12 protein-coding genes and 1 pseudogene are annotated in these 15,447 nt (G+C 61.7%); 8 read left to right on the forward strand and 5 right to left on the reverse strand.

The features are described 5' to 3' along the window. Window positions 1-278: 278 nt before the first annotated feature. From TX24_RS13240 to edd, 4 genes are all read right to left on the reverse strand, one after another. Window positions 279-1,748 carry an ATP-binding protein gene (locus TX24_RS13240; RefSeq protein WP_003193917.1) on the reverse strand — a complete coding sequence of 490 codons (1,470 nt, stop codon included), beginning with the start codon at window positions 1,746-1,748 and terminating at the stop codon, window positions 279-281. Continuing rightward, entirely contained in the window at window positions 1,738-2,472 is a 735-nt protein-coding gene (locus TX24_RS13245; protein WP_003193918.1) for a response regulator, read from the reverse strand. The genes TX24_RS13240 and TX24_RS13245 overlap by 11 nt, the downstream gene beginning before the upstream one ends. Before the next feature lie 138 nt (window positions 2,473-2,610). Continuing rightward, window positions 2,611-3,567 (reverse strand): glucokinase, encoded by a 957-nt coding sequence (locus tag TX24_RS13250; RefSeq protein ID WP_057710489.1) that lies wholly within the window; start codon window positions 3,565-3,567, stop codon window positions 2,611-2,613. After that, window positions 3,564-5,390: a phosphogluconate dehydratase gene (gene edd / locus TX24_RS13255; protein ID WP_014719752.1), complete on the reverse strand. Its 1,827-nt coding sequence runs from the start codon at window positions 5,388-5,390 to the stop codon at window positions 3,564-3,566. The genes TX24_RS13250 and edd overlap by 4 nt, the downstream gene beginning before the upstream one ends. A 221-nt stretch (window positions 5,391-5,611) precedes the next feature. Here edd and gap point away from each other — a divergent pair, with 221 nt between their 5' ends. The 8 genes and pseudogenes from gap to TX24_RS32930 all read left to right on the forward strand — a co-directional run bounded on the left by gap (window position 5,612) and on the right by TX24_RS32930 (window position 14,661). Further along, on the forward strand, window positions 5,612-6,613 hold the full coding sequence (gene gap / locus TX24_RS13260) for a type I glyceraldehyde-3-phosphate dehydrogenase (RefSeq protein ID WP_057710490.1): 1,002 nt from the start codon (window positions 5,612-5,614) through the stop codon (window positions 6,611-6,613). Between the two features lie 211 nt (window positions 6,614-6,824). Further along, window positions 6,825-7,343, forward strand: coding sequence for an RNA polymerase sigma factor (locus tag TX24_RS13265; protein WP_003193922.1), 519 nt, complete (start codon window positions 6,825-6,827; stop codon window positions 7,341-7,343). A gap of 74 nt (window positions 7,344-7,417) precedes the next feature. After that, window positions 7,418-8,386 (forward strand): FecR family protein, encoded by a 969-nt coding sequence (locus TX24_RS13270; RefSeq protein WP_057710491.1) that lies wholly within the window; start codon window positions 7,418-7,420, stop codon window positions 8,384-8,386. 115 nt (window positions 8,387-8,501) lie between these two features. Beyond that, entirely contained in the window at window positions 8,502-11,066 is a 2,565-nt protein-coding gene (locus tag TX24_RS13275) for a TonB-dependent receptor (protein ID WP_057710492.1), read from the forward strand. A gap of 138 nt (window positions 11,067-11,204) precedes the next feature. After that, the gene (locus TX24_RS13280) at window positions 11,205-11,813 is read left to right on the forward strand and encodes a biliverdin-producing heme oxygenase (protein WP_047711689.1); all 609 of its coding nucleotides are present in this window, start codon (window positions 11,205-11,207) and stop codon (window positions 11,811-11,813) included. A gap of 169 nt (window positions 11,814-11,982) precedes the next feature. Then, window positions 11,983-12,384 (forward strand): YbaN family protein, encoded by a 402-nt coding sequence (locus tag TX24_RS13285; RefSeq protein WP_057710493.1) that lies wholly within the window; start codon window positions 11,983-11,985, stop codon window positions 12,382-12,384. 279 nt (window positions 12,385-12,663) lie between these two features. Continuing rightward, window positions 12,664-13,803, forward strand: a pseudogene (locus TX24_RS32925) (methyl-accepting chemotaxis protein); the annotation flags it as partial. 102 nt (window positions 13,804-13,905) lie between these two features. Further along, window positions 13,906-14,661, forward strand: coding sequence for a methyl-accepting chemotaxis protein (locus tag TX24_RS32930; protein ID WP_370706227.1), 756 nt, complete (start codon window positions 13,906-13,908; stop codon window positions 14,659-14,661). 130 nt (window positions 14,662-14,791) lie between these two features. Here TX24_RS32930 and TX24_RS13295 read toward each other — a convergent pair whose 3' ends face one another. After that, window positions 14,792-15,355, reverse strand: coding sequence for an NAD(P)H nitroreductase (locus TX24_RS13295; RefSeq protein WP_003193928.1), 564 nt, complete (start codon window positions 15,353-15,355; stop codon window positions 14,792-14,794). Window positions 15,356-15,447: the final 92 nt, after the last annotated feature.

Raw genomic sequence — 15,447 nt, forward strand, 5'->3', positions numbered from 1 at the left:
AATCCGCCAGTGATTTGGGGGGCCGCCGCCACGCGCCATCCATGGCGCGGGGCGGCTAAACCGGCATCCCTGCCGGTTTACCCCCCAAATCCCTGTCGAATTCCGGCCAGCGTGGTTTAACGGGGCGCCTAAGATCAAGATCACAAGCAGATCAAGAGCAAGATCAAGAGCGGCTCGCTTCGCATCGTGGTTACCGGTGGCTGCGGCGAACTGCACAGTTGTGTAGATACCTATGGCTATCGCAGGCAAGCCAGCTCCCACAGTAGTCCTGCGTATATTCAGTCTAATCCGCGGGGGAGTTGCAGGGTGACACGCAGGCCGCCTTCGCGCAGGTTCTGCAAACTCACTTCGCCCCCATGGCTGTGGGCAATGTTGCGCGCAATCCCCAACCCCAACCCGTAACCCTGCTGCTGGCCGGCCAGGCGAAAGTGCGGTTCAAACACTTGCTCCAGTCGCTGCTGCGGCACACCAGGCCCTTCGTCGTCCACATGCAGGATGAACTGCACGCCATCGTCCTCGATATGCAAATGCGCGTTCTGCCCGTACTTGAGCGCGTTGTCGATCAGGTTGCCGATGCAACGCTTGAGCGCCAGCGGCTTGCCTGGGTAGGCTGACAGCGCCGTGCCATCGAGGGTCACTCGGCCATTGCCATGGGGTGCCAGGTACGGCTCCACCAGGCATTCGAGGACGTGGTTGAGGTCCACCGGCTGGATGTTTTCGTGGATATCGGTGTCTTTCACGCATTGCAGCGCGCCCTTGACCAGCAACTCCAGTTCATCCAGGTCACGGCCGAATTTGTTTTGCAGGTTCTCGTCTTCCAGCAATTCCACGCGCAGGCGCAGGCGGGTGATGGGCGTGCGCAGGTCATGGGAAATCGCGCTGAACAACTGGCTGCGCTCGGTCAGGTAACGGCTGATGCGTTCACGCATGGCATTGAACGCACGGCCCACTTCCACCACTTCACTGCCGCCGCCTTCCGCCACCGGCTCCACATCGGCGCCCAGGGACATGTCCCGCGCCGCTCGCGCCAGGCGCTTGAGCGGTCGGCTTTGCCAGTGCACCAGCAGGCCGATGAACAGCAGCAGAAAACCGCTGGTGAGCACGATAAACCACACCTGCTGGGACGGCAGGCCTTGCTCTTCCAGGCTGGTGTAGGGCTCGGGCAACAGCGAGGCGATGTACAGCCATTCACCGGGCGCCAGTTGGATCTGGGTGACCAGCACCGGCGGGTTCACCGGTTCCAGGGTCAGCGCGTAATGGGCCCAGGAGCGTGGCAGTTCGTCGAGCTTCAGGCCAGCATTGAAGATGCGCAGGTCTTCGGCGCTGACGAACTCAACCGAGATGTGCACGTCGGCACCCAGGGTCTGGCGCAGCACTTCATCCACCGCCACCAGTACCGCTTGCTTGCGCGGGGTTTCGGGCAGTATTTGCATGTCCAGCGGGCGATCATTGAGGGTCACCACAAAACGCGTGCCGCCCATGCTGCGCAATTGGTCCAGCACCAACGGGCGATAGGCCACCGGCAGCGACCGGAAGTAACTCACGCTGGCGGTCATTGAATGCGCCAAGCTGCGGGCGCTGGTGACCAGGCCCTCAAGCTGGGTGGCGCGCAGTTGCGACACCCAGATCACGCTGGACAGCGCTTGGGCGAACAGCACCGCCAGCAAGGTCAGGAGTAACATGCGCCCCAGCAGCGAGCGGGGTACCGGGAAGCGGCGGCGACGTTCGTTCAGCGGTTCAGTGGGCATTGCCGGCAACCACGCTGGCTGCCAGTTGATAGCCGCTGCCACGCACGGTGCGGATCAGCCGCGGAGGTTTCTCGGTGTCGCGCAGGCGCTGGCGCAAGCGGCTGACGGCCATGTCGACGATACGGTCCAAGGGCATGAGGTCGCGGCCACGGGTGGCGTTGCCGATGGTGTCGCGGTCGAGGATCTGTTGCGGGTGGTCGAGAAACAACTTGAGCAAGGCGAAGTCGGCACCGGAGAGGATCACCTCTTCACCATCCACATGAAACAAGCGGTGGCTGATCATATCCAGGCGCCATTCATCGAACACCCACACATCACCGCCGCTGCTGCGCTCCTGGCCGAATTGGCAGCGGCGCAGCAGTGCCTTGATACGCGCCTGCAACTCGCGGGGGCTGAACGGCTTGCCGATATAGTCATCGGCGCCCAGCTCCAGGCCGATCACGCGGTCGGCTTCGTCGGAACTGGCGGTGAGCATGATGATCGGCACCTGCGCCTGGCGCGGGTGCTGGCGGATCCAGCGGCACAGGCTGAAGCCGTCTTCGTCCGGCAACATCACATCGAGGATGACCAGGTCGCACGGTGCCTCGTTCATGGCCTGGCGGAACCCCGCGCCATCGGACACGCCACGGACCTGGAAGCCGGCGCGACTGAGGTAGGTTTGCAGCAATTCGCGGATTTCCTGGTCGTCGTCGACGAGGAGAATGGATTTACTGATTACGCTCACGGGGGCCTCCTTGTTGTTATGGCCTGGCTTAAATCATCGGGTGCCCTTTAGGCCGTCATCGCAGGCAAGCCAGCTCCCACACTTGGAATGCATTCCAGACTGTGGGAGCTGGCTTGCCTGCGATGGCGCCATTATGACCTATGCAAAAGCTTGCTCAAGCGCCACACCCGCCCCAGTCAGCCCGGAATACGGCGCCGTCACCAGCCACACTGGAATACCCTTGAAGTAGTCGCTCATGCAGCCTTTATCCGCAAAGCTTTTAGCGAAACCACTGGTGATAAAGAAGTCGGCAAACCTCGGTATCACCCCGCCCACGATATACACGCCACCGCGCCCACCGGTGGTCAAGACGTTATTGCCCGCCACCCGGCCCAGCCAGATGCTGAACTGGTCCAATACTTCCATGGCCACCGGATCGCCGGCCAGGCCCGCCGCCGTGATGGCTTCGGGGGTGTCCAGCACAGGCTCATGCCCATCCACCGTACAAATAGCCCGGTACAGCCGCGGCAAGCCGCCACCGCTTAACGCGGTTTCGGCGCTGACATGCCCGATCTCGCTGTAGATGTGTTGCCACAGCTGGGTTTCCCGTGGGCTGCTCAGGGGCAGGTCGACATGCCCACCCTCCCCCGGCAATGCTGCCCAGCGGCCTGCGCCGAGGTCCAGCAAGGTGCCGACGCCAAGACCGGTGCCCGGGCCGATCACCACGGCCGGGCGCAAGGGCTCTGGCGTGCCTTCGCAGACCACGCGAAATTCGTCGGGCTTGAGCCGGGTCATGCCCAAGGCCATGGCCGAGAAATCGTTGACCAGCAACAGCTCATCCACCTGCAGGGCCTGACAAAACGCGGTTTTGCTCAGGCGCCAGTGGTTGTTGGTGAACTTGAATTCATCGCCGCTCACCGGCCCGGCCACCGACAGGCACACCGCACCGATGTCGCCGATTTGCAGGCCTTCTTCTTTGAGGTAGAGCTTGATCGCCTCTTCAGGGCTGCCGTGATCCGCCGTGGCATGCACGCGGATCGAATGCAGTTCCTGATCCCGCCATAACGCAAAACGGGCGTTAGTCCCCCCGATGTCACCGACCAGCGCAAGCTTCACTTAAGCGTCTCCAAGGCAGAGGTAAAGGCGCTGGCGCCCTGCTCTGCGGAGCTTGCGGCCAAGCGCATGAATGCAAACAGCTCGCGACCGGCCCCCACGTTATTGCCCAACAGGCCCGTGGCAGGCGTGCGCGCTGCAAATACTTCGGCGTCCACCTTAAGCTCCAGGGTGCCGGTAACGCCATCCACACGGATGATATCGCCATCCTGGACCCGCGCCAGCGGCCCGCCGCTCTGGGCTTCGGGATTGACGTGGATCGCGGCAGGGATCTTACCCGACGCGCCGGACATGCGCCCATCTGTTACCAGCGCCACTTTGAAACCACGGTCCTGCAACACGCCCAGGAACGGGGTCATCTTGTGCAGTTCCGGCATGCCGTTGGAGCGCGGCCCCTGGAAGCGCATCACGGCGACGAAGTCTTTTTCCAACAAGCCGGCCTTGAAGGCATCGGCGAGGTCCTGCTGGTCCTGGAACACCACCGCCGGCGCTTCGACCACCTGATGCTCCGGCGCTACCGCCGAAACCTTCATCACGCCACGGCCGAGGTTGCCTTCCATCACGCGCAAGCCGCCTTCGGGCGAGAACGCACGGGCCACCGGGCGCAGGATGGTTTCGTCGAGGCTTTCGATCGGGCCGTCGCGCCAGACCAGTTCGCCATCCACCAGGAAAGGTTCCTGGATATAGCGGCTCAAGCCCTTGCCGGCCACGGTGTTGACGTCTTCGTGGAGCAGGCCGGCTTCCAGCAGTTCGCGGATCAGGAACGACATACCGCCCGCCGCCTGGAAGTGGTTGATGTCAGCCTTGCCGTTTGGATACACGTGGGACAGGGTTGGTACCACCTCGGAGAGGTCGGCCATGTCCTGCCAGGTCAGGATGATGCCTGCCGACATGGCGATGGCCGGCATGTGCAGGGTGTGGTTGGTGGAGCCGCCGGTGGCGTTGAGCGCAACGATAGAGTTGACGATGGACTTCTCGTCGACAATCTCGCCAATGGGCGTGAAGTTGCCATTGGCCTTGGTCAAGCGCGTGACCTGGTGCGCGGCTTCGCGGGTCAACGCATCGCGCAGTGGCGTGTACGGGTTGACGAACGAAGCGCCCGGCAGGTGCAGGCCCATGACTTCCATCAGCAACTGGTTGGTGTTGGCGGTGCCGTAGAACGTGCAGGTGCCGGGGCTGTGGTAGGACTTCATCTCCGATTCCAGCAGTTCTTCGCGGCTGGCCTTGCCTTCGGCGTAGCGCTGACGCACATCAGCCTTCTGCTTGTTGGAGATACCCGACGGCATCGGCCCGCCCGGCACGAAGATCATCGGCAGGTGGCCGTAGCGCAGCGCACCCATCATCAGGCCAGGGACGATCTTGTCGCAGATGCCCAGCATCAGCGCGGCGTCGAACATGTTGTGGGACAGCGCTACCGCCGTAGACATGGCGATGACTTCACGGCTGAGCAGGCTCAGCTCCATGCCCGGCTCGCCCTGGGTCACGCCGTCGCACATGGCCGGGGTGCCGCCAGCGAACTGGCCGACCGAGCCGACTTCGCGCAGAGCCTTTTTGATTTGTTCAGGGAAATGCTCGTAGGGCTGATGCGCCGAGAGCATGTCGTTATAAGAAGAAACAATTGCCACGTTGGCGGCATTCATCATGCGCAGGCTGTTTTTGTCTTCGGTGCCGCAACCGGCCACGCCGTGGGCGAAGTTGGCGCATTGCAGCTTGCCGCGCATCGGACCGTCGCTGGCGGCGCCGCGAATGAGCGCAAGGTAAGCCTCACGGGTGGCGCGGCTGCGGGCGATAAGCCGTTCGGTGACCTCAAGGACGCGGGGATGCATGTATAGAACTCCAGGCTAACGGATGTGGCGACCTGAGTGTCTATGCTGATCAAACGCCCACGGCTCATGGGATGGCAGGGGGTCGTTTGGATCATCGGACCAGTTGATTCAGGTCACTCGTTGTAGATTGAACAAAATATTGCCACTAAAAAGGCTTGTTTTCTATTTTTATGCGAATAATCTTGTAATTCTTACAACAAATCGACGACAGGCACTTTCCAATGACTCTACGTATCGCAATCAATGGTTTTGGCCGTATCGGCCGTAATGTCCTGCGCGCACTGTATACCCAAGGCTATCGCCAGGATCTGCAGATCGTCGCCATTAACGATTTGGGCGACAGCTCGATCAATGCCCACCTGCTCAAGTACGACACCGTACACGGCACTTTCGACGCAGAGGTCGCCCACGATCAGGAAAGCCTGACCGTCAATGGTGACCGGATTGCCGTGAGTGCCATTCGCAACCCCGCCGACCTGCCGTGGGCTGCGCACAAGATCGACGTGGTGTTCGAATGCACCGGTCTGTTCACCGACCGCGACAAGGCTGCTGCCCATATTACCGCCGGCGCACGCAAGGTGATCATCTCGGCACCGGCCAAGGGCGCGGATGCGACCGTGGTCTACGGGGTAAACCATGACATTTTGCGTCAATCCCACCAGATCATTTCCAACGCATCGTGCACCACCAACTGCCTGGCGCCGGTGGCCCAGGTGCTGCACCGCGAGCTGGGTATCGAAAGCGGCCTGATGACCACCATCCACGCCTACACCAACGACCAGAACCTCACCGACGTGTACCACACCGACCCGTACCGCGCGCGTTCGGCCACCCAGAACATGATCCCGAGCAAGACCGGCGCCGCTGAAGCGGTGGGCCTGGTGCTGCCGGAACTGGCAGGCAAGCTGACCGGCATGGCGGTGCGTGTACCGGTGATCAACGTGTCGCTGGTGGACCTCACCGTGCAGTTGAAGAAAGAAGCCACGGCCGATGAAGTCAACGCCCTGCTCAAACACGCCAGCCAGCATTCGAAGATCCTCGGCTACAACACCCTGCCGTTGGTTTCCAGCGACTTCAACCATAACCCGCTGTCGTCGATCTTCGACGCTAATCACACCAAGGTCAGCGGCAAATTGCTCAAAGTGCTCGCGTGGTATGACAACGAGTGGGGCTTCTCCAACCGTATGCTGGATAACTGCCTGGCGTTGTGTAACGCCGAGTAACTCCACAAGATCGACCAGATCGTTCCCACGCTCTGCGTGGGAATGCCACCCTGGACGCTCCGCGTCCTGCTCTTAAAGTTGTGACGCGGAGCGTCACAGGATGTGTTCCCACGCAGAGCATGGGAACGAGCGGCAATCCACAGAAATAGCCACTTGCCATTTCAGTTGATGATAAGCATTATCATTCACTGCAAATCGGTCTGGTATCACTGTGAGCCAATCTCGCTTCAACCACGTCTTCCTCACCCAACGGGTGATCCTGCTACGAACCCTGCAACGCATGGTGCACAACCACAGCACTGCCGAGGACCTGTTGCAGGAAACCTACCTGCGCGTGACTCGGGCCCTGAGCGAGCGGCCAATCGACCACCTTGAACCTTTTGTCTACCAGACAGCCCGCAACCTGGCGCTGGATCACTTGCGCTCGCGCAGAATTCAGGCGCGCACCCTGCAGGAGGATGTCCCGCTGGATGTCCTGCAAAGTGTCGCAGCGCCCGCTAGCACGCCGGAGGAAGCCACCCAGGCCGAGCAACTGCTGGAGCACTTGAGTGTCAGCCTCGGCCAGTTGAGCGCCCGCCAGCAGCGGATTTTCATCCTCAGCCGCTTGCACGGTTGCAGCTATCAGGAGATTGCCGATCAGTTGGGTGTGTCCTTGAGCACAGTGCAAAAGGAACTCAAATTGATCATGGCTATCTGTGTGGGTGTGGCCGAACGGCTGGATCAGCCTTAAGCTTCACCCGACAGAGGTGTCGATCCAAGCTGTAGGAAAAATGAATAGAACGTGGCGAAGACCCGAGGAACACCGTGACGGACCCGAATAAACTGCGCCCCCATGCGTTGGCTCATAAGGTGTTGCAAGACGCGGCCATGGACCAAGCCCTCGATTGGCTGATCGCCTTGCAGTGCCCGCAACCTGGGCAGCAGGCCGCGTTCGACGCCTGGCTGGCCCAGGACCCGGCGCATGTCCACGCCTTCAGCAAGGCCCAGGCCGCCTGGGGTGACGCACCGGTGCACAGCGCCGCCGTGGCCCTCGCCGCACCGCGCAAGCCCAGCGGCTGGCGCCGGATCAAACCGCACTGGAAACCCCTGGCCACCGCCGCCGTGTTACTGGTCGGCTTGTTCAGTTTCAGCAACCTGCCGGTGCGTTTGCAGGCCGACCATCTGACGGTGGTGGGCGAGCGCCAGCGCCTGCAACTGGATGATGGCTCCAAGGTGCTGCTGAACACCAACTCGGCATTTTCCAGCACCATCAAGGACCACCAGCGCATTGCCCGCCTGTACCAGGGCGAAGCGTTCTTCGAAATAGCGCCCTCCCGTGGCCTGCCCCTGGAGATCGACGCCGGCCCGGTGCGCGCCAGCGTGCGTGATACCGCCTTTGCCGTGCGCTACCTCAATGGCGAAGCCCAGGTTCAAGTGCAGCGCGGCGATGTCGACCTGAGCAATACTTTCGACGATGCCCGTGTGCGCCTGAGCGCCGGTGAAAGCATCCGCATCGGCCCCAAGGGTTTCGGCCAACCGGCCAAGCTCGATGCCAGCAAAGACCTGGCCTGGGTCCAGGGCCGTCTGGTGTTCGAAAACTGCCCGCTGAGCGAAGTGCTGGCTGAGCTGCGCCGCTATTACCCCGGCTGGATCGTCAACAACAACGAGCAGTTGGCCAGCGTCGCCGTCACCGGCAACTACCGCCTGGACCAACCCCTGGACGTGGTGCGCTCCCTGGCTCACATCACCTCGGCCAAGCTGTCGGAGTACCCGGCGCTGGTGATCCTGAACTAAATGAGAATTATTTTTACTCGATGTTAACCGGCGATACGTCTCGTTATAGCCAATGCAACTGATTCCTATTTGGTTCGGTTCGCAACTATAAGATTCGTCTCCCGGAGCGCTCTCGATGTCCTCTCGTTTCAACCGCCGGTCTGCTTCGCCCGTTTTGTCCTTGCTGACCGCCGCGATCCTGCTGGCTGGCGCGCCCGTCATGAGCGCCAGCGCCGCCGAACCTGCCGCTCGCAGCCACGCCAATTACACCTTCAGCATTGAACAGCAGCCACTGGTGTCGGCGCTTAACGCCTTCACCGCAGTGACCGGCTGGCAAGTCGGCCTGCCGGCCGAACTGGGCCAGGGCGTTTCGTCCCCGGGCGTGCGTGGCCCGCTACCAGCGGAAAAAGCCCTGGAGCGGCTGTTGGTGGGGACCAACCTGAGCTATCGCAAACTGGGCACCAACAACATCGTGCTGGAAAAACGTAGCGCCGGCAGCGCCCTCGCCCTGCAACAGGTGACCATCAGCGCCACCCGTAACGAACAGGATGTGAACAGCGTACCGAGCACCGTCAGCGTGCACGACCGCCAGGAACTGGACCGCCAGAACGTCAACAACATCCGTGAACTGGTGCGCTACGAACCCGGCGTCTCCGTCGGCGGCGCTGGTAGCCGCTCGGGTAACGCGGGCTACAACATTCGAGGCATCGATGGCGACCGCGTGCTCACTCAGGTGGATGGCGTCGAAGTGCCCGACAATTTCTTCAACGGCCCCTACGCCAAGACCCGTCGCAACTACGTCGACCCCGAAATCGTCAAGCGCGTGGAGATCCTGCGCGGCCCGGCCTCGGCCCTGTATGGCAGCAGCGCCATCGGCGGCGCGGTGAGTTATTTCACCCTCGACCCGGACGACATCATCAAGCCAGGCCAGGACGTCGGCGCCCGCCTGAAGACCGGCTACAGCTCCGCCGACGAGAGCTGGCTGACCTCCGGCACCTTCGCCGGGCGTGTGCAGGACTTCGACGGTTTGCTGCACCTGAGCCAGCGCAATGGCCATGAAACCGAGTCCTACGATGGCAACAACGCCACCGGCCTGGCCCGTACCGGCGCCAACCCGGAAGATGCGCGCACCACCAACGTGCTGGCCAAGCTGGGCTGGAACTATGGCGATGACAACCGTTTGGGCCTGACCTACGAGAAGTTCAAGGATGACCGCGACGTCAATCTGAAAAACGCAGTGGGCGGCCCGTTCATCGGTGGCCGGGGCATGAACCTGTACCGCGACCGTCGCGGTAACGACACCATTACCCGCGAGCGCTTCGGCCTGGAAAACACCTTCGCCCTGGAGTCGCCGATTGCCGACCGCATCAAGACCAGCCTCAACTACCAGATCGCCAAGACCGACCAGACCACGGCGGAAATCTACCAGGCCGGCCGTCGCGTGCTGCGCACCCGCGACACCCTTTACGAAGAAAAACAGTGGGTCTTCGACGCTCAGTTAGACAAGGCTTTCAGCCTGGGTGAGACCGACCACCAAGTCACCTACGGCACCACCCTCAAGCAGCAGAAAGTCACCGGCTCACGCGAAGGCTCGGCCTCGTGCCTGGCCATTGGCGCCGGCTGCACCGCCATTGGCGGGCCAAGCCCATCAGCCGGCGACAGCGTGAAGAAGGCCAGCGACTTCCCCGACCCGACCATCAACACCTACTCGCTGTTCGCCCAGGACCAGATCACTTGGGACAAATGGACCTTCCTGCCCGCCGTGCGTTATGACTACACCCGGCTCAAGCCCAAGCTGACCCAAGAGTTCCTCAACACCGTCAACCCGACCGGTGCCTATGCCGTCGATGGCAAAGACAAGACCTGGAACCGCGTAACACCCAAGTTCGGCCTCACCTATGCCCTGACCGACAACTACACCTGGTTCGGTCAATACGCCGAGGGCTTCCGCACGCCGTCCGCCAAGGCCCTGTACGGTCGCTTCGAAAACCTGAACCTGGGCTACACCGTCGAACCCAACCCCGACCTCAAGCCAGAAACCAGCAAAGGCATCGAAACCGGGATTCGCGGCAAATTCGACGAAGGCTCCTTCGATATTGCGGTGTACTACAACAAGTACCGTGACTTTATCGACGAAGACAACGCCGTGGTCGGCGGCACCGTGGAACAGTTCCAGGCGGTCAACATCAAGCGCGCCACCATCAAGGGCGTGGAAGCCAAGGGCCGCCTGAACCTGGATGCCTTCGGCGCGCCGAAGGGCCTGTATACCCAGGGCTCGGTTGCCTACACCCACGGTCGCAATGACGACAATGGCGAGCCGTTGAACAGCGTCAACCCGCTCAAGGGCGTGTTTGGCCTGGGCTACGACCAGGACACTTACGGTGGCCTGCTGAGCTGGACCTTGGTGAAAAAACAGAACCGCGTCGACAGCACGACCTTCCACGCGCCCGACGGCGGCACCGACGGCCCGTTCAAGACCCCGGGCTTCGGCATCCTCGACCTGACCGCTTACTACAAGGTGAGCAAAGACGTGACCGTCAACGGTGGCCTCTACAACCTCACCGACAAGAAGTACTGGAACTGGGATGACGTGCGCAGCTACGACAGCGTCGGCGAAGCCGGTGTCACCGGCCCGGCCAACCTCGACCGCCTGACCCAGCCCGGTCGCAACTTCGCGATCAACGTGATCTGGGACATCTGACCCATGCGCCCCACCTCGCCGCCCATGCATCTGCGGCGAGGTGAGGATTTTTTACTGTGCCGCGTCTTCTTGTTCGTCTAGTTGATAACAGCTCTCTTTAAGGGCACCCAGGCGCTTCTCTTCTCAAGGACTTTTTTCATGACCGCTTCTTCCACCGCAGAACGCCCAAGCCTGCGCTCCCAACGCCTGAACCAGATCACCAACGAGCCGCACACCAAGCTCGACGCATTGGTGAAGGCTCACGCGCCGTTCGAAACCCAGGCCAACTTCGCCCGCTTCGTCGTGGCCCAATACCTGTTCCAATCGGAACTGGTAGCCCTGTACAACGATGCCGAGCTGAACCAGATCATCCCTGACCTGGCCGCCCGCTGCCGCGCCGAAGCGGCCAAGCTCGACCTGGCAGACTTGGACACCGAAATCCCGGCCCCGGTTGCCGGCGCGGTGAACAACCCCAGCAAAGCTGAAGCTTTGGGCTGGCTGTTCGTCTCCGAAGGCTCCAAGCTGGGCGCTGCATTCCTGATCAAGCGCGCCGTGGGCCTGGGCCTGAGTGAAACCTTCGGTGCGCGCCACCTGGGCGAGCCGGCCGGCGGTCGCGCCGAGGGCTGGAAGAGTTTCACCCGCACCCTCGACGGCCTGACATTCAGTGCCGAAGAAGAAGCTGCCGTGGAAAAAGGCGCGATTGATGCGTTTGTGCGCTTCACCGTGTTGCTGGAACAGGCGTACGCTAGCGCCCCAGAACTGGCGTAAGTGTTCCGGTAGACGGCGGTTCAATGTGGGAGCTGGCTTGCCTGCGATGGCGGGGGGTCAGCTCCAGATGTTTAACCTGATGCACCGCTATCGCAGGCAAGCCAGCTCCCACATTTGAGTGCGTTTCATCGCTGACAATGTGTAAACCCTCCCACCAGAAAACTGCAGCATGACCGGCAAACCCCAATCCTCCTCCAAAATCGCCCAAATCCTCTTCGGCCTGCTGGCCTACGTGAGCCTGGGCATCGGCTTGGTGGCGATTGTGATACCGGGGTTGCCCACCACCGAATTCATCCTGCTCGCCGCCTGGGCCGCCACCAAAAGCTCGCCGCGCCTCAGCGCCTGGCTGGAAAACCACCGCCTGTTCGGGCCGATCCTGTCCAACTGGCGCAATGGCAAGATCATCGCCCGTCGCGCCAAGGTCAGCGCCACCGTGAGCATGTTGCTGTGCGCCGTGTTGATGCTGGTGATGCTCGATCACGGCTGGCCGGTATACCTGGCGATTGCCGGGATGAGCCTGGGCAACCTGTGGATCTGGTCCCGCCCCGAACAGCTGGCACGTCCCGTCTAAGGCGGCCTGTAGGCGTTTTCCTACCGCTCATCGCCTCTTCCTCATGAATTGATTTGTGACGCCGATGTTTCAGGCATGACGCCGAAGGGACTTGGCGCGTTTGCGTGCATTCCAACAAGTCCATTCGTGAGTGAACCTATGTTCGACACCCTCTCCATCCGCTTGAAAATCGTGTTGCTGTCCGGCCTGTGTCTGCTGGGTGTGATTGCACTGGTGGTCGGCATCAATATCTACAACACCAACCAGAACGATCGGTTGGTCAGTGATTCAAGCTCACGAATGCTCACCGCCAGCGTGGAGCAATTGCTGCAATCCAAAGCGGCCGAACAGGCCGGCCACTTACAGCAGACCTTCGGCGAAAACCTGCTGGTAATCACCGCCCTTGCCGACCAGATCAAAGACCTGCGTCAGTTGGGCACCCAGCGTTCCCTGGAAGCCGGTGCCCTGCGTGAAGAACTCAACCGCAGCGTCAAAACCGCGTTCGAGCGCAACACCAAGGTGCTAGGCATCTGGTTGTCGTTCGAACCCAACGGGCTGGATGGCAAGGACAGCGAATTCATCGACGACAAGGCGCGCGTTTCCAATGAAAAAGGTCGGTTTTCCAGCTACTGGAGCCGGGCTGGCGGCGAAGGCCAGAACACCATCATGGTCGAAGATGACCTGACCAAGACCACCCTCAACCTTAGCGGTACGCCCTACAACATCTGGTACACCTGCCCACGGGACACGCGCAGCACTTGCCTGCTGGACCCGTACGAAGACACAGTGGCCGGCAAACCGGTACTGATGACCACCATTTCTCTTCCGCTGATCGTCGACGGCAAAGTCATCGGCGTCATCGGTGTGGACATTGCCCTGACCGCCCTGCAAGCGACCACCGATGCGGCGCAAAAAGACCTGTTCAACGGTGCCGCCCACCTGGAGATTCTGTCCAGCACCGGCCTGATCGCCGCCTACAGCGGTGAACCGGCCAAAGTCGGCAAGAACCTGATCGACAGCATCGGCGCCGAAGGCAAGGAGATCGTGCAACTGCTGGCCAATGACCGTCCTGTTATCCGTGAGCAGGACGACACCATTCGTGCCGTATATCCGCTCAAGCCGATTGCCGGTGCCAAATCCTGGGGTGTGGTGATCAAGCTGCCCAAAGCGGTGATGCTGGCCGACAACGAAAAACTCCAAGCCGTACTCGACGAGGCCCAGGCAACGGGCACGCTCAAAGCCCTGCTGGTGGCCGCCGCCGCCGGCCTGCTGGGCTTGCTGCTGATCTGGCTGACCGCTACTGGCGTGACCCGCCCTATCAATAGCGTGGCCGCCATGCTCAAGGACATCGCCAGCGGTGACGGCGACCTCACCCAGCGCCTGGCCTACGCCAAGAAGGACGAATTGGGCGAGCTGGTGAACTGGTTCAATCGTTTCCTCGACAAGCTGCAGCCGACCATTGCGCAGATCAAGCAAAGCATCACCGAAGCCCGTGGAACGGCCGATCAATCGTCCGCCATTGCGCGCCAGACCAGCGAAGGCATGCAGGTGCAGTTCCGTGAAATCGACCAGGTCGCCACCGCGTCGAACGAAATGAGCGCCACCGCCCACGACGTGGCCAACAGCGCCTCCAATGCCGCCAGCGCGGCACGCGGCGCCGACCAGTCGGCACGCGAAGGCATGTCGATCATCGAGCAGAGCACCCGCGATATCACCACTCTGGCCGACGAAGTCAGCAAAGCCGTGGGCGAAGTCGAAGCCCTGGCGGTCAACAGCGAGCAAATCGGTTCAGTGTTGGAGGTGATCCGCAGCATTGCCGAACAGACCAACCTGCTGGCATTGAACGCCGCGATTGAAGCGGCACGCGCCGGCGAAAGCGGGCGTGGTTTTGCGGTGGTGGCCGACGAAGTGCGCAACCTGGCCAAGCGCACCCAGGACTCGGTAGAAGAAATCCGCCTGGTGATCGAGCGTATCCAGAGCGGCACCCGTGGCGTAGTGGCGACCATGCACTCCAGCCAACACCAGGCGCAGAGCAATGCCGGGCAGATCCATCAAGCCGTGCAAGCCCTGGGCAAGATCAGCGACGCGGTCACGGTGATCAGCGACATGAACCTGCAAATCGCCAGCGCGGCCGAACAGCAGAGCGCGGTGGCCGAAGAGGTCAACCGCAACGTCTCGGCGATTCGCACCGTGACTGAAACCCTCACGGGTCAGGCCACCGAGTCGGCGGCGATCAGCAGCCAGCTCAATGCGCTGGCCAGCCAGCAGATGAAGTTGATGGATCAGTTCAGGGTCTGATTCGGTTCTGAAAACACTAAACATCTGGGTGGGAGCCGGGCTTGCCCGCGATGCAGACAACTCGGTGTGTCTGTGAAACCGAGTCGATGCCATCGCAGGCAAGCCAGCTCCCACATAGGACAGTGGTGAATTACCGGCCGGGCCAGGCCTGGACGAACGGCGTCAGGTCTTCCTTCGGCGCCGTGCGTGGCGGGTTCTGCGGTGTGCCCAGGTAGAGAAAGCCAATCACTTCTTCATTCGCCGCCAGCCCCAGGCCCTTGGCGACATGGGCCGAGTAGGACAATTCGCCGGTACGCCACACCGCACCAATACCCTGGGCATACGCCGCCAGCAGAATGCCGTGGGCCGCACAGGCCGCGGCCAGCAATTGCTCGGACTTGGGCACTTTGAAATGCTCTTGCAAACGTGCAATCACCACCACCACCAGCGGCGCACGCAGCGGGCCGTTCTGGGCCTTGTCGATGGCGGCTTGCGGTGCGTCGGCATCCTGCAGGCGAGCCGCTTCGGCCAACAGCGTGCCCATCTGTTCACGCGCTGCACCTTCCACGGTAAGGAAACGCCACGGGCGCAGTTGGCCGTGATCGGGCGCGCGCATGGCGGCGGCGAACAGCAGGTCGCGCTGCTCCTGGGTCGGTGCCGGGTCGAGCAAACGGGGCACGGAAACACGGTTGAGCAAAGCGTCGAGAGCCTGCATTGGCCACCTCCATAAAAAAATGTGCGGTCATTCTAACGGGAAAGAATCGGGATGCCACCAAACGATAATTGCTCTTATTCAATCTGCCCTGC

The organism is Pseudomonas lactis (assembly GCF_001439845.1).
GTDB lineage: Bacteria > Pseudomonadota > Gammaproteobacteria > Pseudomonadales > Pseudomonadaceae > Aquipseudomonas > Aquipseudomonas lactis.